The following is a 25036-nucleotide window of genomic DNA, read 5'->3' on the forward strand; positions in this document are numbered from 1 at the left end:
TTTTTAATATTTTTCCAGTACAGCTAACAAATGGTCAATGTCAAATGGTTTAGCAATGTAATCATCAAAGCCAGCCAGAGCATATTCTTTTTGGATATTATGATTACAGCTTAATGCTAGAATTGGAAGAGCAGGAAACTCTTTTTTTATAGAGGCGCATAAGCAGGTACATTCAATACCGGAAAGTCTGAAGTCAAGTAAGATCAGGTGAGGATTAAAGGTGCTGATTTGTGAGGCTACGTCTTTATAGTGGAGAATAGGGAGTACCTCAAAACTTGCATCCTCTAAAAGGAAAGTCAGTGTTTCGAGCAAGTCAAAGTCAGTATCCTGTACGATTACTTTTTTCATCAGGCCTCATTTTCTTGTAAAATCAAAAAATGAGTTTGAGAGCATTTGATGACTAACTAAAGATAATCGTTTTTTTATTGATTAAAAATAATATATCAAACTCTTTTCAGGAATATTGACGTTTAATTAAGCAGACATGATTTGATGTGTTTTTAGAAAAAATCATGTATATTTTAGCCTATTTTAAAATTAAATGATACAATATGCCTGAATTACCCGATTTAGAAATTTTCAGCCGCAATCTTGAACAACATTTAAAGGGGAAGCAGCTGACTGAAATTGTCGTGAAAAATAGTAAGAAATTGAATGTTTCTGAAAAAGAGTTAAATCACACACTCGAGAATCAAAGGATTATCAATGTATCCCGTTCTGGTAAAGAGTTGTATTTCGAATTTGAGAACAAGGCTATATTAAGTTTTCATATGATGCTGAAAGGTGAACTTCATTTGATCAAAAAAGAGGAAAGCCCAAAACATATTATCCTTGAAATGCACTTTAAAGATGGTACTCGTTTTTGCTTAACAGATTTTCAGGGAATGGCAAAAGCGGCACTTAACCCTGCCGAAGATCATACTCCGGATGCTTTGGCAAAAGAGATAGATGAAAGTTTTTTCAGAAAGATCTTTCTTTGCCTCAAAAAAAGCAGCAGTTAAAAATGTGTTGTTAGATCAGCATATAATCAGGGGTATAGGCAATGCCTATGCAGATGAAATTTTATGGGAAGCAGGAATCTCTCCATTTTCTTCGGCCAATAAAATACCTGAAGAAAAGTTGAAAGATCTGGCAAAAGCTGTACGGCATGTATTGAAAAATGCCATCGAACAGATCTCTAAAACACATCCGGCTATTATCAGTGGAGAAGTACGGGATTTCCTGAAAATTCATAGTTCGAAGAAGACACATAGTCCGTCGGGTGTTCCTATAATCATTGTGAAAACAGGAGCAAGAAAAACTTATTATACAGAAGAACAAGAGATCTATTAAAATAAAAATTTATAACTTCATCAGCTCAAGTAAACCATTGTTTTATCGTGGTTAAAGGAATAAATTTTTAAAATGAAAGAACAAGTCAGTAGTGATAAAAAGAGCCCTCCGGTATCTTCAGCCTGCTAAAACCCTATAGAGCAATGGTCATTTTGCTCATTCTTTTTGCTTTATTCAGCAATGGATTAAACTTATGGCTGCCCAGAATGATTGGGCATGGTATTGATGCTTATAATACAGGGAATTTTTCTTATAAGTCTATCATCTTGGAGTTTACGGTAGTAGCCCTGATTATTTTTGTATTCAGTTATTTACAGGGAATCGTGCAGACCTTTGCTTCTGAGCGGGTGGCGCGTGACCTGAGAACCCGGGTTACGAAGAAAATCTCTAATCAGAGTTATGCTTTTATTGAGAAGACCAATCCTTCGAAATTACTGACTAATCTTACTTCTGATGTAGATTCAGTTAAACTTTTTATTTCACAGGCTATTGTTTCTATAGTCTCTTCTATCTTCATTATTATCGGGGCTACGGTTTTACTTCTAAGTATTAACTGGAGGCTGGGTTTAACGACTATTTGTATTATCCCCATTATTGGCGGTGCTTATTATATCGTATTATTAGGCAAAGTAAAAGTGCTGTTTAAGAAGAGCAGAGAAGTTATTGACTGGTTAAATAAAGTCATTAACGAAAGTATACTCGGTGCTGCACTGATACGTGTGATCAATTCTCAGCAACTGGAATATGAGAAGTTTTTTAATGCGAGCACACAGGCAAAAACTATTGGTATTTCTATACTTCGTTTATTCGCATGGCTGATTCCAATCATTGTTTTTACGGCAAATATGGCTGGATTAACTATTCTGGCTTTAGGTGGGCACTACGTCATTAAAGGAAGCATGACCATTGGTGATTTTGCTGCTTTCAATAGCTATCTTGCTTTGTTGATTTTCCCAATAATTGTTATTGGTTTTATGAGCAATGTCATTGCGCAGGCTACCGCCTCTTTTGGTAGAATCAGCCAGGTACTAGATGCAGAAGATCCTATTGAAAAAGGTGTAATTACGCAAAACCTGACCGGAGCAATAGAGGTGCAGGATGTAAGTATTACTTAGAGAGAAATCATCTCTGAAAGACATCTCTTTTAAAGTAGAACCCGGAGCTAAAATCGCAATTATCGGGCCTACTGCGGCAGGAAAATCGCAATTGCTTTATCTTTTAACCGGGCTTATTCCTGCCAGTTCCGGAAAAGTTTTATACGATGGGAAACTTATCGAAGAATATCAGTCTGAGGCTTTCCATACACAGGTAGGGTTTGTATTTCAGGACAGTATCATGTTTAATATGAGTATCCGTGAAAATATTGCCTTTAGTGATATTGTAACTGATCAGTCGCTGGAGAAATCTATTGCTACTGCAGAGTTGAAAGACTTTATAGATACGATGCCCGAAGGGCTGAATACAAAGGTATCAGAACGCGGCCTTAGTCTCTCAGGCGGACAGAAACAGCGGATTATGTTAGCCCGTGCACTAGCGTTAAACCCCAGGATTTTATTGCTTGACGATTTTACAGCAAGGGTAGACCCACAAACTGAACAAAAAATATTGGCCAATATTGCCGCAAATTATCCCGGGCTTACATTGATCTCTGTTACACAGAAAATCGCTGCGGTAGAGCATTATGAACAAATTATTCTGCTGATGCAGGGTGAGCTTCTGGCTGCGGGAACTCATCAGGAACTGATGAATAAGTGCCCTGAATATGTACAGATTTTTAACTCTCAACAAAGTACAGCCAATTATGAATTATAATCTCAACAGTCTGCCGGCAGGGGAGTCTAAAAGTTCTACCTGGTCAGGAGTAAAGAGCTTGCTGAAATTGGTTGAGCAGGAAAGAAGGACACTTATTATAGCCCTTTGTGCAGTATTACTGAATGCATCTCTGAATTTATTAGGCCCTTTTTTAATTGGGCATACTATTGATAAATACATTCTGACCAAACAGTATCACGGTGTGCTTGTATTTTCAGGAATACTTTTAGCGATGTATGTAACTGCTTTTGTAAGCAGTTATTTTCAAACAAAGTTAATGGGGGGATTAGGACAGCGTATCATTTTTGAATTGCGTAATGCGATCTTTAATAAGATTCAGCAGCTTCCACTTGCTTTTTTTAATGAAAATAAAGCTGGCGATCTGATCTCCCGGGTAAATAATGATACGGATAAGCTTAGCCAGTTCTTCTCACAGGCACTTATGCAGTTCATTAGTAATATTGTGATTATGACGGGGGCAGGAATATTTTTGCTGGTCATTAATCCTGAACTTGGGCTGGCTGCTCTGGTACCAGCAGTTTTTATCCTTCTTTTTACCAAATTGGTTTCTCCCTGGATAAAGAAAAAGAATGCATTAAATTTGAAAAGCACGGGTTCTATGAGTGCTGAAATTCAGGAAAGTCTGAATAACTTTAAAGTTATCATTGCTTTTAACAGACGTGATTATTTCAGGAAAAGATTTGATCTGGCTAATCAGCAGAACTATAAAACTGCAGTTGGTGCGGGGTTAGCTAATAATATATTTTTGCCTGTCTTTGGTCTGTTTTCATCCTTTGCTCAGTTAACAGTACTGTCTTTCGGTATTTACCTGATTACGCAAGGAAGTTTTACTATAGGTTTATTGGTAAGTTACCTTTCTTATGCTACAAACTTTTACAATCCTCTGCGTCAGCTGGCTGCTTTATGGACAAGTTTTCAGGTTGCCTTAGCAGGATGGGACAGGATTTCTCAGATACTGTCTCTTAACAGTAACCTGGTGACGATATCTTATGATGATACAGTGAATCCAACGGATGCAGTTTTGGAATTCAGGAACGTACATTTTGGTTATCCTGGAGGGTATGAAATTCTGCACAATATCAGTTTTGCGATGGAACGTGGTAAAACTTATGCACTGGTAGGACCAACAGGTGGTGGGAAAACAACTACAGCCTCATTAATGGCTCGTTTATATGACCCATTGGAAGGAACGATATTGTTAAAAGGTAAAGATATACGCACCTATAGCGCACAGGAACGTGCTGAGAAAATAGGTTTTATCTTGCAGGAACCATTTTTATTTACAGGGACAGTCAGAGAAAATATTCTGTACAGTAACGCCTTGTATCATAAATTTAGTAATGAACAATTTTTAAAGGTATTGGCAGATGCTAAACTGGAAGGTTTACTGACAACTTTCGATGAAGGGCTTGACACAGCAATTTTATCTGGCGGGAATAGTTTGAGTATCGGGCAAAAACAGCTGATTGCATTTATGCGTGCCGTTTTACGTAAACCAGAGTTGCTGATCCTGGATGAAGCTACAGCTAATATTGATACCATTACAGAACAATTGCTTGGACAGATTTTAGCTAACTTGCCGAAAGAAACCACACTTGTAGTTATTGCGCACCGGTTAAACACGATTGAAAATGCAGATGAAATATTCTTTATCAATTCGGGAGAAGTAACAAGGGCAGGATCTTTTAAAGAAGCAGTAGACAGATTGATGCATGGTAAAAGATTGAGCTAATCTTTTACTTTTAAATTATTAAATATGGCGGTTACTAAATATAATCAGGAAGAGATATATTCCTATAGTTATCCATGTACTGAGTTTTTCCACGATGAAATTTGCCGAATATGGTTACCGTTCTATAGTGGAAAATGAGGTGACTCACTTAAAAGGGCTTGATGAGAGTGATATCACACCAGTTATGTATTTTGAGCTTCTGGAAGCATCGGAAGATGAAATATCAGAAGCTATTAAAGAGAGTATAGCTCATATTGATGCTACAGTTGATACTTTTTGTTTATTGTATGGTATAGATCTGGATATATTATATGCTGATGAGCGAATCCACGAACTGGCATGCTCACTTTACTTTGATCTTTGTGATTATACGGAAGGTGTAATTGAAAATGACATCGAAGAAGCCATTACCGAACTACCTTTTGCAACTGCCAATGCTTTTTTCTTTTTGTGTAAACTGATTCTTCACGAAGAGATTGATCACGAATTTCTGATGGAAGACGGGTTGCTGGGAAAAGGATTACAAGAGTTGGAGTTTATGGATACTTCAAACAATAATGTGGCTATTTTGCATGACCTGGTTCGTCAGATTATGCAAATGAACCTGCAAATTTCAGAAATTTATATCGGCAGAAATGGCCGGACCTTGTAAAAAACTATTTCCAGCCGTTTAATTGTTTCATCATTTCCAGATATTCATTTATAGGTATAAGACCAACTTCTTTTCTTTTTTCATCCAGTTTCTCCGGATTTTCCACAGGCCAGAGTTCCATCAGAGGAACTTTGCCTTTATCCTGATCACCAAGGTAATTCTGAACCTGATTTAAATACACATGTTCATCATAGCCATTGATCATTAGCTTATTATAGTATTTAATACTCTTTTTGAAATTCTTGTTAAAGAAAGCAGAATCTCCTTTTGTTATATTTTGATAGGTAACTTTGTTATTATTCAGAAGGATAAATCTCTGTGCGTAAAGCTTAAAGGGGATAAATATGGTTAAGAAACACAATAAAATACCAGGTATTATCAATTTCTTTTTCATCAGTATATAATTATTTTTTTTAAAGGTGATGAAGCTATCATGTGCTATCCAATTCTGTTCATTTCGGTTTGTGTTCTGTTGCACATGATGGTTTCATATAAGGAAATTAAAAAAAATGTTTGTTTTCATGTTCTGTTATTATAATAAATTATTTCAATGAATAAACTAGTTTTAATCAGACATGGACAAAGTGAATGGAACCTTGAAAACAGGTTTACAGGATGGCAGGATGTCGATTTGAGTGAAAAGGGCAGGGCCGAAGCAATACAGGCGGGTCAATTACTTGCAGAGGCGGATTTTACTTTTGATATCGCTTATACTTCTGTGCTTAAAAGAGCTATTAAAACTTTACACCTTGTTCTGGAAGCAATGGATTCACTCTGGATACCTGAAGTCAAAGCATGGCAGCTTAATGAACGGTATTATGGCGCGTTACAAGGGCTTAATAAAGCCGATACCATAACGAAATATAGTGCTGAGCAAGTACTTACCTGGAGAAGGAGAGTTTACACAGTGCCGCCACCAGCTGTAACAGCAGAGGATATCCGGTCGCCTTATAAAGATCCCCGTTATGCTAACATAGATCCTTCGCTTTTACCTTTGACAGAAAGTTTGGAAACGATGATGGAAAGGGTTATCCCATATTATCAGAACGAGATATCTCCGGCACTTAAAAGTGGTAAACATATTCTCATTGCAGCTCATGGTAATACACTGAGAGGCCTGGTTAAATATCTTGACCAGCTTTCGGATGCAGATATTGTGAATTACGAAGTTCCAACCGGAATTCCCTTAGTCTATGAAATGGATGATAGTTTTGTGCCTTTGCGTAAGTATTTTCTGCGTCCTGAAACATCTTAGAATTATTTGACTGATTTTCATGTTTGATTGGGAAAATTATTATTTTCATCTGGTTTTTTAATCGACTAAATAATTGATAAGTTGAAAATTATAAAAACTATTCTAACAATCCTTGTTGTGTTGATTGTGATCGTTTTAGTCGTTGCAACGTTTACGAAAAAGGATTATGCTTTAGAACGTAAAGAACGTAACGTTACTATTAACAAACCCAAAAAGGAGCTATTTGAGCTCCTTTCTACATGCTACAGGAACATAAGTAAATCTTCCCTGCCCAAAATCTAATGGTACATCTTTGTCAAAGTAAGTTCTGCCCATTGCATTCGCCATTTTTCCAATACCCATGATCAGTTTACCATCCTTTTTTAGGAATGCAAGTGGGTTTCTATAACCAATAGAACCCTTTCCTATCTTAAAGTTATAAATAACAAACAGGGTATCACCTTTAAAGGCTCCTTCAAATTCTCCGTGATTATTATCTTTTTTATCATAATTAACCACAAGCGTTCCTTTAATTTTTTTACCGAAATAATTAAGGTTCATCCTGGCCGTATCTTTTCCATCCATAGCCATATAACAGGTTGTAGATGTGGGTTTTTCAATGGTTTTTTTTGAACCATTGTCATGACTGCAACTGTATAATACTGTTGAGGTCAGTAGTATGGTACAGGTTATAATGAAATTCTTCATAAGCTTAAGCATTTATTACAGAGAAGATGCTATAACCTGATAGATTCCATAATTATGGACTGATTATTTATTCCCTTTTTTTAACCACTCATTTACTTTGCGTTGCAATACAGTATCTGCTTTATTATACATTATTGCTTTAGCGTAAGAAGGACTTATTTTCTCATCCAATCTGATCCAGTAAAGTTCAGGATGTTTTTTTTGCTGGTATTTTGCTTCAGTCTCATCTGTAAACAGTACATCTGCATTATTATTCAAGAGTGTGGTGAAAATCTGCTGGTTATCTGAAATAACATGTATACCAGCCCGTTGAATATTCTTTTTAGCAAAGATTTCATTAGTTCCGCCTAAGTTTGCAATTACTCTGACTGCTGTTTGATCAATAGTCCTGAAATCTTTGAATTTTGTACGATCGGCTAAACGGAAGACAGCCACTTTACGATCTGTAAGTAACGGCACAGAGAAAGTTAAATAGCTTTTCCCTTGCGGTATTTACCGAAATTCCACCTACAGCAATGTCAAATTTCTTTGCCAGTAAATCTGCACTCAGATTTTTCCATGTTGTTTTTACAAAAAAATCACCTGTTTACCTAAATATTTACCTAAATGTAAGGCCATATCAATTTCATCACCTTGAAACTGATTTGTTAAAGTATCAAAACTTGTAAGAGGAGGGTAGTCACCTGTAGTGCCAACCCGAAGTTCTGAATTGGTTATTAGCTGAGAATCTGAACTTCTTTTAAATTCTGAGTTTTTTATTGCTCCGGGACTACACGAAATAGCCAGAATCAGGATTAAACTATATAAAAGATAATGACGAAAAAGATGTTTCATAGGAGCAAAGCTGCAATTAAAAATAAGCGTTTAGTTTACCCCACCTTTACGCGTAGGTTTTACAACAGGAGGCCATGTTCCAGGTTCACCAGTTTTTGGATTAACTGGTAACACTACTTTATCTCTTGATGTTCTCTCAGGATCTTCACTAGCCATATAAGCTAAGATAGCCGTTAATGTCGCATTATTTCTCACGTCATCAAATACGATCTTATCATAAGTATCCCGGTTAGTATGCCACGTATAAGTCCCATAAGACCAGCTGTTAGAACTTAATGAAAATGCCGGAGCACCAGCAGCAACAAACGATGCAAAATCAGAACCGCCACCACCCGGAGCACCCGGGAAATTGGTTGTAATATGCTTTTTAATGCTTTCAGGTACATTTGATAACCAGCGGCCCAGGTAATCATAAGAGTTTAAGAAACCTTGTCCTGCAAGATTAACGACTCTTCCTGTACCATTATCCTGGTTAAATACTACCTGAATGTTTTTCACGATTTCAGGATGATCTTCTACAAAAGCCCTTGATCCGTTTAAGCCTTGTTCTTCGCTTCCCCAGTGTCCTATTAAAATAGTCCTTTTAGGATTAGGATACATCTTTTTCAAAATCCTTGCAGCTTCCATCATGGTGATTGTTCCAGTACCATTATCAGTAGCACCGGTTCCACCATCCCATGAATCAAAATGCGCAGATAAAATTACATATTCATCAGGCTTTTCTGTACCCTTTATTTCGGCAACAGTATTGAAAGTTGGTACGAGGCCTTGTTCCTTAGACTCTGCATGAACACTGATTTTAGGCTTGTTTCCCGACTCAGCTAGTCTGTATAATAGTCCATAATCCTCTAAAGAGATATCCACTGTAGGAACGATTTTAGTATTAGCTCCGAAAATTTTATTGACACCAAAACCTGCCGACCAGTTACAGGTCACCACACCAAGTGCTCCCGCTTTCTCAAAGGCAGCAGGAAGTGTTTTTAGTGTCAACCCCGTTTTCTTTACATTAGCAAGCCATGCAGTAGTCTGGGCAGCTCTGCTGGTTTTCATTTTCTCAAAAGATTCAGGAGTAGCAAACTCTGCCCAGTTATAATCAGGTCTGCCAGTAGGCTGGTTCATAGAGAACAAGACAAACTTTCCTTTGACCGTAGGCAACCAGTTTTTAAAAGCTACAGAATCAGTTACCTCTGGTAAAAACACGACCTCTCCAACTACCGATTTTCCTTTTGTACCCGGGCTCCAGGCAAGCTGCATTCCTTCTAAAGATTTTACGCGGGGATAAACCATATCGATATGAGAGATTCCTCTTTCCCATCCGCGCCATTCACCCCATTTTTCATTTTTTGCTGTGATTCCCCAGCCCGCATATTTGGCTACTGCCCAGTCATTGGCCTGTTTCATTTGTGGCGAACCTACTAAACGTGGTCCAACCACATCCATTAGTTCATGGGCAAGCTTCTCTAGTTGAGAATTTTCAGTGGCTTCTTTGACTATATGAGCAATAACCTGGTTTTTTGTTTGTGCATAGCCGATGTTTCCTGTGAGCAGCAGGGAAACTAATAAGGCTTTTGTACTATGCTTTAAATAAGAGTGTTTTTGGATAGCTTTCATTAATTTAGAGTTGATTTTTCTAAATAAAGGTACCCATAAAAGCTTTTATCCCCCAAAAAGTAACAAGATTGTGTCTTCGTTTATTGTTGGTCAGGCTCAAATTCAAGCGATACAGAATTCATACAGAACCTTTTATAAGTTGGTGCAGGGCCATCATTAAATATGTGCCCCAAATGTGAATCACAACGGCCGCAGGTAACTTCAATCCTGCGCATACCATAACTGATATCTTCCTTGTAAATTACGCTGCCGGGTTTAATCGTTTCAAAAAAACTTGGCCATCCGCAGCTGCTTGCAAACTTGGCATCTGATTTAAATAAGATGTTCCCGCAAACAGCACAATAATAAGTGCCGATTTCTTCACTATCCCAGTATTTACCAGCAAAAGCACGTTCAGTACCCTGTTCTCTTGCTACTGTGTATAAATCAGCAGGAAGTATTTTCTTCCATTCTGTATTAGGTACATCGAGTTTTGTATCGTTAGTTCTGGAGTAATATGGGTTGTTCGGAATATTCGTGTCATATAGGATATAAAGATAAACAATACCTTTAATTTTTCTGTTACCTAACTATGCGGCAATTTCTACAAAAGCTACTGACCAGGCCTGTCATCAGGCTGGCCGATAAATATTCTTCGAGACCAGATCAGCAGCGTGTACATGAGGCGTTAACCACTTTATTTGGTAAAATTCAAAAATCTCCCGGCAAACGTGGACTGATCATCGATTTTGACAAGCAGTCTAAAGTCATTTTTTTTTCAGATCAGCATAAAGGTATCCGTGATTTTGCAGATGATTTTGCTCTATCTGAAAAAACGTATATCGCTGCTTTGACGCATTATAACAAGGAGAGTTTTCTCTATTGTAATTTGGGGGATAGTGAAGAACTTTGGAAGAATAAACTGGATGCCGTACTGAAGCATAATAAGGAAGTCTTTGAACTGGAAAAACAGTTTCTGATACGTGATGCTTTTATCAAGGTATTTGGAAACCATGACTTATACTGGGACAATGACCCGCTGGCAGGTTTAAGTTTAGAAAAGTTTTACGGGCAAAAGACGAAGGTTTATGAAGGAATTATTCTAAAAATGATGATTCAGGATAAAGCGCTTTCTATATTTATGACACATGGTCATCAGGGCGATCTGCAAAGCGACGGAAATTGGTTTAGTAAATGGTTTGTATCTAAGATATGGGGGCCATTTCAGGCTTATTTAAGGATTAATCCCAATACTCCGGCTTATGATACACAACTCAAATCTGCACATAATGCGATGATGTACAGCTGGACAGCCCGGCAATCCGATTTAGTCCTGATTACCGGGCATACCCATCAACCGGTATTTAATTCACTTACACATTTGGAACGGATGTACCTCAGGCTGGAAGCTGCAAGAAAAATTGGGGACCTGAAAGAAGTAAAAAAATTGAAGAGGAATTTATGGCAGGGAAAATCAGCGGAGAGGTTTCTCCTGGATTTGATCACTCAAAAAAAACACCTATTTTAATACTGGCTGCTGCTGTTTCAGTGATGGGGATATAACCGGGATAGAACTTGAAGGAGGAAAAATAAGGCTCATCAAATGGAAGTCTGATGCGCTGGGTTCTGTAAAACGAATTGTGCTGGAAGAAAATGAACTGGAGGATCTGATCGGTTAGCCCATTAAAAAAACAAGCTGCAAAAACTATCCTGAGATAGCTTTTGCAGGCATTGTCTGAACAACTTAATTCCACCCACCACCTAGTGCACGGTATAAATTAACTACCGCACGCAGTTTCTGGCTCTGATCATTTATGCCTTTTAATTCTGCAGTCAGCAGATTTTGTTCGGCAGTCAACACATCAGTATAATTTGTATTTTTACTATAATTCAGCAATTCTTTGTTAAAGGATACTGCTTTTGTCAAGGCAGTTAGCTGTTTCTCCCGTTTGCCTTCTTTTTGTGCCGCAGACTGGTAAGCAGATAACGCATCTGATACTTCCTGACTTGCTTTTAACAGAGATAATTCAAAATTGTACAACGTTGTTTTTGCTGTGACTGAGCAGTAGTTAGCTTTGCTTTATTGATACCTCTGTTGAAAAGTGGCTGAGTAAGACCACCGGCGATATTACCAAATAACCCGGCGCTGTTAATCCAGTCTTTCAGCGTCAGGCTGGAAAAACCTCCTGCTGCGGTGATGGTAAGCGCAGGATAGAAATTGGTTTTTGCAATATTCGTACGTTCAAATGCAGCTCTGAAAACATATTCTGCCTGTTGTACATCAGGTCTGTTAGCCAGCAATTGAGCAGGAATACCAGGTTTTAAATCGTAATCCAGCTTTTGCTGACGAAGTGACGTCCGCTCAATTTTTCCAGGTGATCTGGCAAGTAATACGCTTAAAGCATGTTCAGTTTCTTTGATCTTCTGTTCAATATCCGGAATAGCCAGATCAGCCTCGTAATAATTGGCCTCACTTTGTACAACCGCCACTCCGTTCAGTACGGAACTTTCAAAAAGCAGTTGAATCGCATCTGCATCGGCCTTCCTGTTTAAAGCAGTCTTTTGTGTCACGGCCAACTGCTCATCCAGCGAAAGCAGATCATAATAGTAATTCGCAATATTAGCTATCAATTGTGTTTGTACAGCTCTTCTAGCCGCATCAGAGGCTAATAATTCGGCCAATGACGCACGTTTAGCACTGCTTAATTTGCCCCAGACATCAATTTCCCAGGCAGTGGTAATACCGAAATCATATTGTGTCGAATTATCGAAAATCCCAAAACTCTGAGGGTAGGCTAGTTTAGACTGTTTAACGGATACATTCGTATTTACCTCAGGCAAAAACGCAGCTTTGCTCATTCTTAAGTTTACCTTCGCCTCATTGATCCGTTCAATAGCGATCTTCAGGTCAAAATTTGCTTGTAAACCCTGTAAAATCAACTGATTCAATACGGTGTCAGTAAAAACTGCTGACCATTTCAATCCAGCCATATTTGTCGTATCCGAAATACTTGTACCCCGGTAATTCGGAGCATCAGGAATAGCAGGTTTGCTATAAGGTTGCGTAACCTTACAAGAACTCCATAAGCCTGAAACGATTACTAAAGGAATCAGGAACTGATGATAAATTGGTTTCATCTATTTATATTTTTGTTGTCGGGTTCATCTTTTTAGTTTAAAATAATCTCTGGAAGTGGTGCGGGCTCATGTTTAGGAGTGTTAACACCAGATATCTTCTCATGCAAGGCCTGGAAAAGGATAAATAATACAGGAATTACAAATACACCGAATACGGTACCGATCAGCATCCCTCCAACAGCGGCCGTTCCGATCGATTTATTACTCAGTGCACCTGCACCTGTAGCCAGCATTAATGGAACCAGTCCGAAAATGAAAGCGAAAGAGGTCATTAATATGGGTCTTAGCCTCGCTCTCGCTCCATAGATAGCTGATTGTGTAATGCTTCTGCCGCTTAATCTGTGCATCAAAGCAAATTCAACAATCAAAATCGCATTCTTGGCCAGCAGTCCGATCAGCATAATTAAACTGATCTGGAGGAAGATATTGTTATCTACACCAAATATTCTGGCAAATATAAATGCGCCTGCCAGTCCGATAGGTAAGGATAATAATACAGCTAGCGGCAGTATATAACTCTTATATTGAGCACTCAGTAAGAAATAAATAAAGATCAGGCAGAGTGCAAAAATCAAGGTTGTCTGGCTACCGCTGGAAAGCTCTTCTTTAGTCAAACCAGAGAACTCATGAGAATAACCGCGGCCTAAAGTTTGCGCTGCTACTTCATTAATCGCTCTAATTGCATCTCCAGAGCTGAAACCTTTATTTGGAGTTCCTGTGACCGTAGTTGAAGTAAATAAGTTAAAACGGTTGATAAACTCAGGCCCATAAGTTTTCTTCAGGGTCACAAATTCTGTGATCGGAGCCATTACCCCTTTATCAGTTCTGACGAATACTTTATTGATATCGGCCTCCTTCCCTCTGAAATCTGGATGAGATTGCATCATTACCCGGTATTGTTTACCAAATTTATTGAATTGAAGTCTGACGCGTATAACCCGCCGTAGTACCCTTGAAGTGTAGTCAGTACGGTCTTCACATTTACACCAGCATCTTTACATTTAGCCACATTGACATTCACCTCCAATTCGGGGAAGCCAATATTAAATGGTGTTGCGGCATACATAATCTCCGGACGCTTATTTAAAGCACCCATGAACTTCCCTATATTTTCAGCAAAGTTTGCATAACTGCCACCCGTTTTATCCTGAAGCTGTACTTCAAAACCATTGTTATTCCCAAAACCCTGTAAGGTTGGAGAAGCAAAGAAAATGACTGTTGCCCCTTTAATATGACCGGTTTTTGCAAATAACTGGTTGACAATACTGGTTACATCCTGGTTTTTACCTTTTCTTTCTTTCCACGGTTTTAAACGGATAAACAACGCTCCATAAGAACCTCCAAATCCATTAATTAAATCCATACCCGCCAATCTTGAAGATAATTCTACTTCCGGTATTGATCTTGCATACTACATCCACTACGTTAGTGATTTCTTCTGTTCGCTGTAACGTGGAAGCTGGAGGAAGGATGACATCTCCAAAAATAGCCCCACTATCTTCATTAGGAACAAATCCTGTAGGAGTGGTTTTGATCAGGAAATAAAATATGCCTGCAAATACCGCGATTCCTGCCATAGATATCCATTTTCTACGAATTAAAAACCGAACTCCTCCAACATATTTATTGGTTACTGTCTCAAATGCAGTGTTAAAGCCGGCATAGAATCTGGGCAGAAAACCAGTTGGGCGGGTGTGTTCCTCTGGCCCATGAGGTTTAAGGAATATTGCACATAAGGCGGGGCTTAGTGTCAGGGCGTTCACGGCAGAAATTACAATAGCAACTGCCAGCGTTAACCCAAACTGTTTGTAAAATACACCTGCAGAACCTGTGATGAAAGTAACCGGAAGGAAAACGGCCGACATAATCAGCGTGATCGATATAATTGCACCGCTGATTTCACTCATGGCATGCAGCGCGTTTTTTTTAGCAGATTTTGCACCCTGATCAAGTTTTGCATGTACTGCCTCGACTACTACGATCGCATCATCCACTACAATTCCAATAGCCAGTACCAGGGCAAATAAAGTAAGCAGGTTGATCGTAAAACCAAAGAGTTTAAGAAAGAAGAATGTTCCGATAATTGCTACCGGTACGGCAATGGCCGGAATTAATGTTGATCTTAAATCCTGAAGGAAGATAAATACAACTATAAAAACCAGGATAAACGCCTCCACTAAAGTAGAAATCACTTTCTCAATCGAAGCATCCAGAAAGTCGTTGGCATTCAAAAATGTATGGTAGACTACACCCGGAGGAAAGTCCTTTGAAGCTTCTTTTAAGATGTTTTCGCAGGCTATAATTAACTCCCTTGCATTTGCACCAGAAGTCTGGCTGATCGCGCCACCAGAAGAAACTTTCCCCTGTGTAACTAGTGAAGTGGTATAATCCTGTGCGCCAAATTCTACCTGTGCTACATCTTTAAGGCGCAGTAAGCCACCTTGTTTAGCACTCCGAAGAATAATATCTTCAAATTGTCTGACCTCTTCTAAACGGCCGGTATATTTTAAAGTGTATTGAATGGATTGGTTGCTGTTTTCTCCCAGTTTACCAGGAGCAGCTTCAATGTTCTGTTCTTTCAGGGCAGCCACAATATCATCAGGGATTAAGCCCTGGCTAGCCATTGCATCGGGTTTTAACCAGATTCTCATAGAATATTCCTGCATTCCATAAATTTGTGTACTACCAACACCATTGACACGTTTCATTTGCGGCATGATGTTTATCCTTAGATAATTATCCAGGAATTTCTGGTCATAAGCAGGGTTATTACTGTATAACAGAAAACTATAAGCCTGACTGCTCAGCTCTTTACTGGTTGTGATCCCCGCTTTAATCACCTCTTCAGGTAGTAAACTGGTTGCTTTAGTTACTCTGTTCTGTACGTTGATGGCCGCCTGATCAGGATCTGTACCTTGTTTGAAAAAAATATGGTGATCGTGGCGCTTCCGTTATTACTTGCGGTAGAAGTCATATAAGTCATGTTTTCTACACCATTGATCTGCTCTTCCAGTGGAACAATTACGCTTTTCATAACCACATTGGCATTGGCCCCCTGATAAGCTGCAGTTACAGAAACGGTAGGAGGGGCAATATCCGGATATTGGGAAATAGGTAAGGACGTTAATCCTAAAATCCCCAGGATGACGATAATGATCGATATGACCGTTGACAATACCGGGTTTTCAATAAATTTCTTTAGCATGTCTTTTTATTTCGAGGGTGAAAGATTTGGTTTGATTTTCATACCGTCTTTTAAATTACCAAGACCCTCAGTAATTATTTTATCGCCTGCGGATAATCCTTTGGTGACCACATAATCTTTGTCAGTTACGGCATCCATAATGTCAATTGCTGTATGATGAACTATGTTTTTCTGGTCAACTTTAAAGACAAAGTATTTTCCCTGTAGCTCAAAAGTTGTTGACTTGGGTACCATGATGGCTTCATTTAACTGCGTTGGAATCCTGATTGTTGCACTTGCACCACTCCATAATTTGCTTTCCGGGTTAGGAAAGACTGCTTTGAAATTAGCGGCTCCTGTGGAAGCATTCAATACACCGCTCAAGGTCTCAATTTTGCCTTTTGGATTATACATTTCACCATCCTGCATAATCAGGGATACCTCTGGCATGTTCCTGAACTTTTCACTGATCTTCTGACCATTATATTTATTCAAAAAAGTAATTAGCTGTTGCTGGCTGAGAGAAAAGTAAGCATAGATCTGTTTCGTGTTGGCAATGGTAGTTAACGCTGTTTCAGAAGTACTGCTTACCAGGCTGCCTATTTTATAAGGCAAACTTCCCACTACTCCGTTTATCGGGCTTACGATATTGGTATATGCAAGTTTGGACTTTGCCGCAGAAAGATCTGCTTTTGCCTGGTTTAACTCTGCTTTTTTTACCAGCTCTACATTTTTGGCAGAGGTCAGTTCAAAAGAGTTTACAATTTTCTTTTCTACCAGCACCTTAGTTCTTTCAGTTTGAATACTGGCAGTTTCTAAATTTGCCACAGCAGCGAGTACCGCTGCATTTTTATTATTCATTTCCTGTTGAAAGCTGTTGGCATCTATTTTAAATAAGGGTTGTCCTTTACTGACGATTGTACCTTCGGCAACATAAACCTGTTCTATATAGCCATCTACTTTAGAACGGATTTCTACCGTTTGTTCTCCCTGGAGCGTAGTTGGATATTCTGCAAAAAGATCAGCCTTTTGTGGCGTAATTGATAATACGGGGAATTCTTGTATGTTTTCCTGTTGATCCGGGCTTTTAGAAGCTCCACAAGAGGATAAGATCAGGCAGGCTGAGAGGCAAGAGTAAATTAGCGTTGTTTTCATTGTTTGGTTTTTATAATGTTTTTTTCTTTTTGTAAATCATGATGGGTGAGCCTGCTTCTCCCCACATCAGCTGAACATGATCCATGAGGTAACCTGTGGCGCATACATACAATTCCGGAGGTACTATTGTACTCGCTTTGAGAACCACCTTTTTATCATTAAATACCTTGTAGTCTATTTTTTTTACCCTTTCAATCCAGATCAGCTCATCGTGGTTTTCCTGTTCAGCATAGTGTATTCTGTTTGTAAATGGCTTGAGTAGTGACGTAATAAATACATAGGCCCAGTAAGGGACAATCGCATCATTTGAGCAATAAAGAATGACTTCTTTAGCTTTAAACTTGCTCCAGTCAATCTGGATCATATCTACTCTGAACACTTTTTCCTTTAGCAGGTATCCTTTGAACAGATAGGGGACAAGGTCAAAAGCAGCATATTCGTTTTTAAGAGGTTTGTAATTAATCAGATCAAGGGTAACAATACCACTCAGATCTACTTTATTGATAATTTCTTCCATTTCTTTTTTTGTTGGGCAGATGTGTTTTATGGGGTGAGAGAATTTATATAAGCTGATTTTTTCTGGGCATAGGAACTCCCCGGCCCGCTTAAAATTAATTTTCAAGGGGTGAAAAATATACAGGCTTTATCAGCGGCCTTTTATTTTTTAACGGGAATTTTTAAGAAGGATCAATTGCTTGATTATAAGGGGATAGTTAGTTATTTGCAATCAAGCCAATTGACTAGCTGGCCTTTCGCAGGACATTCCAGTAAGCGACAAGGAATACTGGCTGGTTTTCCTGTTGCAATAGGACTGTAGTGGCTTGTAATTTTAAAGACATAACTATTATTTAAAATTTGAATAAATAAACCGGATTCTACACTAGAAAAGCTATAATTATGATCGGTATATCCTAATAAGTTCAGCAAAGTTAGTATTTTTGTTAATAAAACAATCAAACGCTTGTTTTATTAACTTATGATGACAAACAGATTTCTAATGCTGCTTAAAACACGGGGTGCATTAACAGCTTCAGCAATTGCTCAGGAGCTGGGGATGACAAAAAGGGAGGAGCAAGGCTGCAATTATTATTAAAGTATACGGATGAAGGATTGATTCATGCTGAACATGAATCAAGTGGTGTGGGCAGACCAAAACAGTTTTTCAGTCTTACTGCTTTGGGGAATTCTAAATTTCCGGATACACATGCTGAACTCACCGTAAAACTGATTAATACGATCAGAACTACCCTGGGAGATAATGCATTACAAAGTATAATGGATGCAGCTGAACAATCCGGGAGGGATCGGTATGTGGCGGAGTTAAATCCTATTGATGATCTGGAAGGAAGAATAGCAAAACTAACTGAAATCAGGACTAGAGAAGGTTATATGGCCGAATATCTTAAAGATGAAGATGGCTATTTATTTGTAGAAAACCATTGCCCGATTTGTGCAGCAGCAACGTCTTGCCAGGGGTTTTGTTCCGGAGAGCTAAATGTATTCAGATTTGTATTGGGTGAGGAAGTGAATATTAACCGGTTAGATCATATTGTTTCAGGAGATAGAAGATGTTCTTACAGGATAAATTTCAAGGATAAACTAATTGTTTAATTTAAGCATCTATAGCATCATAAACAATAACTTTCTCCCATAAATGACTGCAATTTTTTTGATAAACTGCAGATGTACAGGATGAGTTTGGTAAACAGCCTGACCAGCTAAATCTTTAAAGAAAATCAATTCAGATACGGCCCAGCTATTGTCAACTACGTCACGTTTTTCTGTACTTGCAACTATACCTACTTTGAGTTTATGTACCGTCTCTATAGCTGAAAGGGTTTTTACACCTGCAACCAGCTGATCACGATCTTTCTTTGAAGCAGGGTTTTTCAACCAGAAGAAAACATGATGTACTACAGGAAATTCTTCTGCATCTTTGATCGCCGGCACGGCCGATATTAATGGCGATGCCGTTGCTGCCGCCGTTCCTGCAACCAGAACTGCTGCCGTTCCGATAAATTTTCTTCTGTTTGATTTACTCATCTTCTATTTGGCTAAAGTATATTTCCCATTAAAGGGTTTTAGTAATCGTCCCATTTTCTACTCTTCCGGCAAATCGTTCTATGAAATTAGTATTTCCAGCAATACTTACATCGAAATCATACCAGTTATAGTTTTTTGTCAGATCCAATATAAGACTTGTCTTGCTATTTGCAGGTACTTTTAATGTTTTATTTCCAGTTTTATAACTGATATCCTTAATTTCAACATCCTGCGCCTGTTTTCCAATATTGGTAATCGTAACAATTACATTTCCGCTTAATCTTAATGGATATATTTTATCCTTTTCATAGCTGCATGATACTGTTAAGGATGGATTTTTATCATCCCCGATAAATTCCCTGAAAAAGCCATTAGGCCCATACACTCTCAAATGGTATTTACCGGCGGTAAAATCTTTCAATAACCATTCATCCTGTATAGTATCACCCGCAACTACAGTATAATCCCAGCTGCGTAAGACTTCGTCCTGATAAGGGTTCATTGCATAAACAGTAAAAGGAGAGCCTGCGGATTTTTTTCCAAATGTTTTATTTGCAGCATTAAAGCTGATTTTAAACTGACCCGGTTCAAATGCTCCATTAACGTTTAACTCGTAAGGTAATGCACAAGAAGAACGGACACCCTTTTCCTGCTGTGGAAAATAAGGTGATTCAGCATGATTTGTATTGATCAAATTAATCTCCTGCGCGCTTAGTTTTTTATAAGTATCCGGTAACTCTTTAAATTTGGCAGAATAGATTTTCTCCATAAAGGGTGTCTTTTCCAGAAACTGAGGTTGTTCAATCTTTTCTCCATGATAAGGTCTGAAAGCTGAAGTCAAATCTCCGCAGACCGTTCTTCTCCATGGTGTGATATTTTCTTCTACAATTTTTTTATTCAGCTTTTTCTCTATAAAGGTCTCCAGAAACTGAAGTGAAGAAGTATGATCAAATACCTCAGAACAAACATAACCACCTCTTGTCCATGGAGAAACAATGACCATAGGCACGCGATAACCTAAACCGATCTGACTTCCCTGATCCGATCCTCCTTTGTTGAAGGATTCGTCTGGTAATCTTTAGTCGCAAAATCAAGTTTAGGATCAATGCCCTTAGATACTTTACCCGAATGTTCTTTATAAGGATGTGGTGGGACAAAAGGAGGGACATGGTCAAAATACCCATCATTTTCATCATAGGTAAGGATGAAAATAGTTTTTTTCCAGATCTCAGGGTTTTTAGTCAGAATTTCGATCACCTCACTTACAAACCACGAACCGAACCAGGGTACACCCGGATGATCTGAGAAATTTGCAGGGGTCATCAGCCAGGAAACAGTTGGCAGGGAACCCTCATTTACATCTTTCCTGAACTGATCCAGAATATCACCTTTAGGAATGTTCAATTCTCTTTCCGTACCATTCTCGTCATACTTTAAAGGATTCAGTTTATGGAAGTCGGGATCATTTGAATTAATTCCAAAAGCTTTTGCATTCAGATTCCTGGCTTTTTCTGAGAGCGCCTCATAATTAGCCAGCGCGTATATTGTTTTCTTCTTTTTTTCTGTTTTATTCAGCAGCTTTTTGAGCGCCTCAAACTTTGTTTGTTCTTCCTGGTTTAGGTTTTTGTGATCTGCCGCTGCAATTTGTGCCAGCAGTTCTTCTTTTTTTGCCTTCAGATTAGCGATTGCGCCCGGATGATAACGTACATTATACTGTTCGAAATACTCCATCACATTCGTACCGAAATTACTTAGCCATGCGCTCGATTCCCCGTTAAGACCAAACCCTAAAGTCAGTTCATTCTGGTAAATTTTCCAGGGTACGCCATTTTCTTCCAGACGTTCAGGAAATGTCTTCCAGTTTAAAGTGGGTTTATCATAATTACTAATATTCCAGAGATGGGCCATTCCTTCGGTACTGTTCTTTTCACGTACTGTACCAGTCATCCAGTAATACCGGTTTGGATGTGTACCGGCAATTACGGAACAGAAATTCTGGTCGCATACTGTAAAGGCATCTGCCAGTGAATAATAAAAAGAAAAAATCTTCTCTTTTGCAATAGCCAATGGTGAGTGGCATATGAGCATAAGTAGGATTGTAGGCTTTTTTTACATTTAGCCACTGGTCATACTTCCCTCCATTTCTGGCGTCAGTCTGATCTGTCCAGTTATGAGGTAAAGCACCCATCCATGCAACTTTTGTATCTTTTATACTGAGATGAAAAGGAGCGTAGGTTTCGCCTTCCTTATTGGATTGCAGCCATACTTTGTTTTTATTGGGCAGATTAATTGCCCTTGGATCATTAAAGCCCCTTACACCTTGCAACATACCAAATTCATGATCAAAAGAACGGTTTTCCTGCATTAGAAAAACGACATGTTCAGCGTCATAAAACGTACTGCCGACAGCAGGGTCAATAGCCATTGCCTTTTGAATGACAGGTGGCAAAGTATTGATTAAAGCAGCACCGCCAGAAAGCAGTGCTGCTTTTTTGATAAAATCTCTACGTGAATCCATACACAAAAGTATACGGAAATGTGGTGGTAAAACGTATTAAGACAGTATTAACATCCTTATTTCACAAAATTGTTACTATTTAAGGGTTACTTCTACTAAAACAGGGAAGTGGTCAGAAGGATATTTACCATGATAAGAATCTGTTAAAATACCCCATCTGTCTGCCTTGAAATCTTTAGTGACAAAAACATGATCGATGATTTCAAATCCATCCAGATGTTCGCCAAATTCATTAAAAGAAGGATTGTTTACATAAGGATGAACCACTTGTTTGTAAGTGTCTTTCAGATAGCCCGATTTGGCTAATGTTAAATACCATTCACTATCCTGTCCGCCATTTAAATCCCCGGTAAATACAGCAGGCTCATTCCCAGCAATTTCTTTCATCTTGCGGACGATGAGTTTACTGCTTTCTACTCTTGCAATTTTACCCTGATGGTCAAAATGTGCATTGAAGTAATAGAATTTACGGCCTGTTTTTATGTCCTGTAATTCAACCCAGCTACAAATACGGTTGCAGCAGGTAGCATCCCAGCCTAAACCAGGTTTATCAGGAGTTTCCGACAGCCAGAAGTCACCTTTTTTTAAGAGTTTGAATTTGTCTTTTCTGTAAAAAATGGATGAATGCTCGCCGCTGTCTTTTCCATCGTCCCGGCCTTTGCCATAATACGCGTATTCTGGTAAGGCAGCATTGATATCATCCAGCTGATTCTTAAATCCTTCCTGAATTCCGAAGATATCAAATTGATGAAAACGCAATAGGTTAGCAACAATTGGTGCCCTTTGTACCCATAGGTTCCCGATGTCACCTTTGTTATCATTACGCAGGTTGTAAGTTCCGATAATAAGGCGTTGTGCGAAGAGCTGTGTACCTAAAAATAAAAGGAAAAGGGCTGTGATACTGGTTTTTCTGATCATGATTTTATGAATATACTAAATCTGTTTAATGCGTCAATTTGCAAAACTTTGTTAAATGAATGTGACGAATATAATGATAATAGGCTAACCTGAAATGCATCATAAGATTTCGCAAGATTAGATGTTTTTATCTTAATATAAACTTTATACAGGGCGATTACTTTTACCACACATCGATGATAACGTTTTTATGAAAACATGCTCTCTGTTTAACAAAACGCTGCTGTTATACCTGATGATTTTCTCGCTTTACAGTTGCAGGAAATCAAATGACAGGCCGGATTATCCTGCGGGCAGTCAGGAAAATATTAATTCCTGGATACTGGATAGTATGAAAGTATATTATTACTGGAATACCAGTTTACCCGGGAATCCCAGTTTAAGTATAGATCCTGCTGCTTTCTTTAAGGGAATAAAAAATGGTGCTGACCGTTTTTCTGCATTAGTAAATCCAGATTTTCCTGAGAGTTACCCGCCATCTTTAGTTCATACTTTGGGGTTCGACTGGGTCACTTTACAAACCAGCGATGGACAGATACAGACAATGATCAGTCTTGTTGTCCCTGGTTCAGGTGCTGCGGATCAGGGAATGGTTCGTCGTGGCGATGTCATTATTAAAACGATTAATGGAATTGTACCCTCTGCAGGTAATATTGCATCCCTGACTACAAATAGTATTACAAAACAAAATGTTGACCTGGAGCTGGCAGGTAAAACCGGAATTATCAAAGTTTCCCGGTTAACCTATGCTGAAGTGCCGGTTTATACCTATAAGGTTTTTCAATCCGGTGGTCAAACATATGGTTATCTTTTCTTGAATTCCTTTGAGAATACTGCGCTGTCACAATTGAAAAAAGCCTTCACTTATTTCAAACAGCAACAGGTACAGGAGCTGATTCTGGATTTGCGATATAATCCTGGGGGGAGCGTCCCTATTGCAGCTGCTTTGGCAGCGATGATTGCACAGAATACAACAGAAGGAGCAACTTTTGTAGAATACAGAGGGAATTCGAAGGCTGGATCAAGGAAGAGTAGTTTTGGTGCAGAACTGAACAAGTTGCCAGCGGATCAGCATATTGATTTTGCAGGGCTTTCTGGTTACAGGTTAAATCTGAACAGAGTTTACGCGTTAACAGGAAGTCATACAGCATCGGCAGCGGAGCTTCTGATTAATTCACTCAGACCTTATATTACTGTAGTTCAGTCAGGACAGCAAACGCTGGGAAAAGATATGGCTAGCTTTGTGATCAAAGATTACCGGAATCCTCAGATTGTTCCGAAATGGGAAATCTATCCAATGATTTTTAAATTATACAATGCTTCCGGGGGGGGGGATTACAGTAACGGACTAGTGCCTGATCAAATCGCAGATGAGCTGACTACTCTTCCTTTAAAGCGTTTCGGTGATCTTTCAGATCCGCTTGTTCAGAGCTGCCTTCAAAAAAATACTGTGATTGCAAGTCAGCGGAAAGTTGAATCCATCAATGAAAAACCAAAATTAATCTTTGATTCCAGGGTTCCGGTTGATTTAAGAGCGGGTTTGACTATATCAAGACCATATTAATATATATTCATTTAAGTTAACATTTTATTAATCTGTAGTTTATATATACTACGTCATTTTGAAACTTAGATTTGTACGGTATGACAGTGTTGACAAAAGGTATCATTCAGGATTTCATTAATGGTGATGAATATGCTTTTACCCAGATTTACAGGGTATACTATAAAGATATCAGATCCTACTGTTTTCAACATACCCGTTCGGCTGAATTGGCTGATGAGCTTACCAGCGATGTGTTCTTACGTTTATGGGAAGCGCGTGAAAATCTGGATCCGGAACGCGAAGTAAAACCTTACCTGTTTACCATTACAAAAAATGTAACCTTCACCTGGTTAAAGCGTACGCTTACTGATCAGAAGATGAAGAATGTATTTCGCGGCAGGTATCTTTCTGCTCAGGAAGATGCCAGTCAGCATATTGCCATTACTGCGGCTATGGATCTTGCTTTACTCCGTAAAATTATGGGCAGGATGCCTTCCAAAAGAAGACAGACTTTTGAGCTCTGTAAAATTGATGGTTTCACTTATGCCGAGGCAGCAAAACCTGCTCTCAGTAAGTAAAGAAACAATAAAGGAACATATGAGCTTAGCGAAGAGAGACC

33 protein-coding genes are annotated in these 25036 nt (G+C 38.7%); 12 read left to right on the forward strand and 21 right to left on the reverse strand.

Annotated features, from left to right (window positions below):
- Nucleotides 1-3 precede the first annotated feature (3 nt).
- On the reverse strand, nucleotides 4-348 hold the full coding sequence (locus ACWYN3_RS40415) for a response regulator (RefSeq protein ID WP_456219224.1): 345 nt from the start codon (nucleotides 346-348) through the stop codon (nucleotides 4-6).
- A 203-nt stretch (nucleotides 349-551) separates the two neighbouring features.
- On the opposite strand from ACWYN3_RS40415, the gene ACWYN3_RS40420 reads away from it, so the two are divergent.
- From ACWYN3_RS40420 to ACWYN3_RS40445, 6 genes are all read left to right on the forward strand, one after another.
- Nucleotides 552-1001 (forward strand): DNA-formamidopyrimidine glycosylase family protein, encoded by a 450-nt coding sequence (locus ACWYN3_RS40420; protein WP_456219225.1) that lies wholly within the window; start codon nucleotides 552-554, stop codon nucleotides 999-1001.
- A gap of 7 nt (nucleotides 1002-1008) precedes the next feature.
- Nucleotides 1009-1332 (forward strand): hypothetical protein, encoded by a 324-nt coding sequence (locus ACWYN3_RS40425; RefSeq protein ID WP_456219226.1) that lies wholly within the window; start codon nucleotides 1009-1011, stop codon nucleotides 1330-1332.
- A 143-nt stretch (nucleotides 1333-1475) separates the two neighbouring features.
- Complete coding sequence (locus ACWYN3_RS40430) at nucleotides 1476-2447, forward strand: ABC transporter transmembrane domain-containing protein (protein ID WP_456219227.1); 972 nt, start codon at nucleotides 1476-1478, stop codon at nucleotides 2445-2447.
- A gap of 61 nt (nucleotides 2448-2508) precedes the next feature.
- Nucleotides 2509-3144, forward strand: a complete 636-nt coding sequence (locus ACWYN3_RS40435) for an ATP-binding cassette domain-containing protein (protein ID WP_456223329.1) — start codon at nucleotides 2509-2511, stop codon at nucleotides 3142-3144.
- Entirely contained in the window at nucleotides 3134-4897 is a 1764-nt protein-coding gene (locus ACWYN3_RS40440; RefSeq protein ID WP_456219228.1) for an ABC transporter ATP-binding protein, read from the forward strand. The genes ACWYN3_RS40435 and ACWYN3_RS40440 overlap by 11 nt, the downstream gene beginning before the upstream one ends.
- Nucleotides 4898-4991: 94 nt before the next feature.
- Nucleotides 4992-5549 (forward strand): hypothetical protein, encoded by a 558-nt coding sequence (locus ACWYN3_RS40445; protein WP_456219229.1) that lies wholly within the window; start codon nucleotides 4992-4994, stop codon nucleotides 5547-5549.
- Between the two features lie 4 nt (nucleotides 5550-5553).
- Here the strand turns inward: ACWYN3_RS40445 and ACWYN3_RS40450 are convergent, their stop codons facing one another.
- The gene (locus tag ACWYN3_RS40450; protein WP_456219230.1) at nucleotides 5554-5943 is read right to left on the reverse strand and encodes a hypothetical protein; all 390 of its coding nucleotides are present in this window, start codon (nucleotides 5941-5943) and stop codon (nucleotides 5554-5556) included.
- 156 nt (nucleotides 5944-6099) lie between these two features.
- On the opposite strand from ACWYN3_RS40450, the gene gpmA reads away from it, so the two are divergent.
- Entirely contained in the window at nucleotides 6100-6804 is a 705-nt protein-coding gene (gene gpmA, locus ACWYN3_RS40455; RefSeq protein ID WP_456219231.1) for a 2,3-diphosphoglycerate-dependent phosphoglycerate mutase, read from the forward strand.
- Between the two features lie 219 nt (nucleotides 6805-7023).
- Here gpmA and ACWYN3_RS40460 read toward each other — a convergent pair whose 3' ends face one another.
- The 6 genes from ACWYN3_RS40460 to msrB form a co-directional block, all read right to left on the reverse strand.
- Nucleotides 7024-7491: a hypothetical protein gene (locus tag ACWYN3_RS40460; protein ID WP_456219232.1), complete on the reverse strand. Its 468-nt coding sequence runs from the start codon at nucleotides 7489-7491 to the stop codon at nucleotides 7024-7026.
- Between the two features lie 63 nt (nucleotides 7492-7554).
- A complete protein-coding gene (locus ACWYN3_RS40465) occupies nucleotides 7555-7950 on the reverse strand; it encodes a hypothetical protein (RefSeq protein WP_456219233.1) in 396 nt (131 codons plus the stop codon).
- On the reverse strand, nucleotides 7928-8041 hold the full coding sequence (locus tag ACWYN3_RS40470) for a hypothetical protein (protein WP_456223330.1): 114 nt from the start codon (nucleotides 8039-8041) through the stop codon (nucleotides 7928-7930). The genes ACWYN3_RS40465 and ACWYN3_RS40470 overlap by 23 nt, the downstream gene beginning before the upstream one ends.
- A gap of 17 nt (nucleotides 8042-8058) precedes the next feature.
- Nucleotides 8059-8325, reverse strand: coding sequence for a hypothetical protein (locus ACWYN3_RS40475; protein ID WP_456219234.1), 267 nt, complete (start codon nucleotides 8323-8325; stop codon nucleotides 8059-8061).
- 30 nt (nucleotides 8326-8355) lie between these two features.
- Nucleotides 8356-9936 carry a M20/M25/M40 family metallo-hydrolase gene (locus tag ACWYN3_RS40480; RefSeq protein ID WP_456219235.1) on the reverse strand — a complete coding sequence of 527 codons (1581 nt, stop codon included), beginning with the start codon at nucleotides 9934-9936 and terminating at the stop codon, nucleotides 8356-8358.
- Nucleotides 9937-10016: 80 nt separating this feature from the next.
- Nucleotides 10017-10490, reverse strand: coding sequence for a peptide-methionine (R)-S-oxide reductase MsrB (gene msrB, locus ACWYN3_RS40485; protein ID WP_456223331.1), 474 nt, complete (start codon nucleotides 10488-10490; stop codon nucleotides 10017-10019).
- Between the two features lie 17 nt (nucleotides 10491-10507).
- Between msrB and ACWYN3_RS40490 the strand changes: the two genes are divergently transcribed.
- A complete protein-coding gene (locus tag ACWYN3_RS40490; protein WP_456219236.1) occupies nucleotides 10508-11443 on the forward strand; it encodes a metallophosphoesterase in 936 nt (311 codons plus the stop codon).
- Nucleotides 11444-11659: 216 nt separating this feature from the next.
- Here ACWYN3_RS40490 and ACWYN3_RS40495 read toward each other — a convergent pair whose 3' ends face one another.
- From ACWYN3_RS40495 to ACWYN3_RS40530, 8 genes are read right to left on the reverse strand one after another with little or no spacing between them, the layout of a single operon-like run.
- Nucleotides 11660-11956: a hypothetical protein gene (locus ACWYN3_RS40495; RefSeq protein ID WP_456219237.1), complete on the reverse strand. Its 297-nt coding sequence runs from the start codon at nucleotides 11954-11956 to the stop codon at nucleotides 11660-11662.
- Nucleotides 11929-13053, reverse strand: coding sequence for a TolC family protein (locus tag ACWYN3_RS40500; RefSeq protein ID WP_456219238.1), 1125 nt, complete (start codon nucleotides 13051-13053; stop codon nucleotides 11929-11931). The genes ACWYN3_RS40495 and ACWYN3_RS40500 overlap by 28 nt, the downstream gene beginning before the upstream one ends.
- A 32-nt stretch (nucleotides 13054-13085) precedes the next feature.
- Complete coding sequence (locus ACWYN3_RS40505; RefSeq protein WP_456219239.1) at nucleotides 13086-13940, reverse strand: efflux RND transporter permease subunit; 855 nt, start codon at nucleotides 13938-13940, stop codon at nucleotides 13086-13088.
- Nucleotides 13940-14416 carry an efflux RND transporter permease subunit gene (locus ACWYN3_RS40510; protein WP_456219240.1) on the reverse strand — a complete coding sequence of 159 codons (477 nt, stop codon included), beginning with the start codon at nucleotides 14414-14416 and terminating at the stop codon, nucleotides 13940-13942. The genes ACWYN3_RS40505 and ACWYN3_RS40510 overlap by 1 nt, the downstream gene beginning before the upstream one ends.
- Entirely contained in the window at nucleotides 14403-15983 is a 1581-nt protein-coding gene (locus ACWYN3_RS40515) for an efflux RND transporter permease subunit (RefSeq protein ID WP_456223332.1), read from the reverse strand. Before ACWYN3_RS40515 ends, ACWYN3_RS40510 begins: the two co-directional genes overlap by 14 nt.
- The gene (locus tag ACWYN3_RS40520; RefSeq protein WP_456219241.1) at nucleotides 15923-16258 is read right to left on the reverse strand and encodes an efflux RND transporter permease subunit; all 336 of its coding nucleotides are present in this window, start codon (nucleotides 16256-16258) and stop codon (nucleotides 15923-15925) included. The genes ACWYN3_RS40515 and ACWYN3_RS40520 overlap by 61 nt, the downstream gene beginning before the upstream one ends.
- A gap of 6 nt (nucleotides 16259-16264) precedes the next feature.
- Nucleotides 16265-17392, reverse strand: a complete 1128-nt coding sequence (locus tag ACWYN3_RS40525) for an efflux RND transporter periplasmic adaptor subunit (protein ID WP_456219242.1) — start codon at nucleotides 17390-17392, stop codon at nucleotides 16265-16267.
- Nucleotides 17393-17402: 10 nt separating this feature from the next.
- Nucleotides 17403-17909, reverse strand: coding sequence for a DUF2480 family protein (locus ACWYN3_RS40530; RefSeq protein WP_456219243.1), 507 nt, complete (start codon nucleotides 17907-17909; stop codon nucleotides 17403-17405).
- A gap of 108 nt (nucleotides 17910-18017) precedes the next feature.
- On the opposite strand from ACWYN3_RS40530, the gene ACWYN3_RS40535 reads away from it, so the two are divergent.
- Complete coding sequence (locus ACWYN3_RS40535; RefSeq protein ID WP_456219244.1) at nucleotides 18018-18209, forward strand: hypothetical protein; 192 nt, start codon at nucleotides 18018-18020, stop codon at nucleotides 18207-18209.
- Nucleotides 18210-18502: 293 nt separating this feature from the next.
- Entirely contained in the window at nucleotides 18503-19003 is a 501-nt protein-coding gene (locus ACWYN3_RS40540) for a helix-turn-helix transcriptional regulator (RefSeq protein ID WP_456219245.1), read from the forward strand.
- A gap of 9 nt (nucleotides 19004-19012) precedes the next feature.
- Here ACWYN3_RS40540 and ACWYN3_RS40545 read toward each other — a convergent pair whose 3' ends face one another.
- The 5 genes from ACWYN3_RS40545 to ACWYN3_RS40565 form a co-directional block, all read right to left on the reverse strand.
- Nucleotides 19013-19435 (reverse strand): Dabb family protein, encoded by a 423-nt coding sequence (locus ACWYN3_RS40545; protein WP_456219246.1) that lies wholly within the window; start codon nucleotides 19433-19435, stop codon nucleotides 19013-19015.
- A gap of 28 nt (nucleotides 19436-19463) precedes the next feature.
- Nucleotides 19464-20438: a phospholipase domain-containing protein gene (locus ACWYN3_RS40550; protein ID WP_456219247.1), complete on the reverse strand. Its 975-nt coding sequence runs from the start codon at nucleotides 20436-20438 to the stop codon at nucleotides 19464-19466.
- 14 nt (nucleotides 20439-20452) lie between these two features.
- A complete protein-coding gene (locus tag ACWYN3_RS40555; protein WP_456223333.1) occupies nucleotides 20453-21481 on the reverse strand; it encodes an alkaline phosphatase family protein in 1029 nt (342 codons plus the stop codon).
- Nucleotides 21363-21953, reverse strand: a complete 591-nt coding sequence (locus ACWYN3_RS40560; RefSeq protein ID WP_456219248.1) for an alkaline phosphatase family protein — start codon at nucleotides 21951-21953, stop codon at nucleotides 21363-21365. Before ACWYN3_RS40560 ends, ACWYN3_RS40555 begins: the two co-directional genes overlap by 119 nt.
- A gap of 75 nt (nucleotides 21954-22028) precedes the next feature.
- The gene (locus tag ACWYN3_RS40565; RefSeq protein ID WP_456219249.1) at nucleotides 22029-22871 is read right to left on the reverse strand and encodes an endonuclease/exonuclease/phosphatase family protein; all 843 of its coding nucleotides are present in this window, start codon (nucleotides 22869-22871) and stop codon (nucleotides 22029-22031) included.
- 190 nt (nucleotides 22872-23061) lie between these two features.
- Here ACWYN3_RS40565 and ACWYN3_RS40570 point away from each other — a divergent pair, with 190 nt between their 5' ends.
- Nucleotides 23062-24435, forward strand: a complete 1374-nt coding sequence (locus tag ACWYN3_RS40570) for a S41 family peptidase (protein ID WP_456219250.1) — start codon at nucleotides 23062-23064, stop codon at nucleotides 24433-24435.
- Between the two features lie 80 nt (nucleotides 24436-24515).
- The gene (locus ACWYN3_RS40575) at nucleotides 24516-24995 is read left to right on the forward strand and encodes an RNA polymerase sigma factor (protein ID WP_456219251.1); all 480 of its coding nucleotides are present in this window, start codon (nucleotides 24516-24518) and stop codon (nucleotides 24993-24995) included.
- The last annotated feature ends 41 nt before the right edge of the window (nucleotides 24996-25036 follow it).

It is taken from the genome of Pedobacter sp. NJ-S-72 (genome assembly GCF_053890575.1).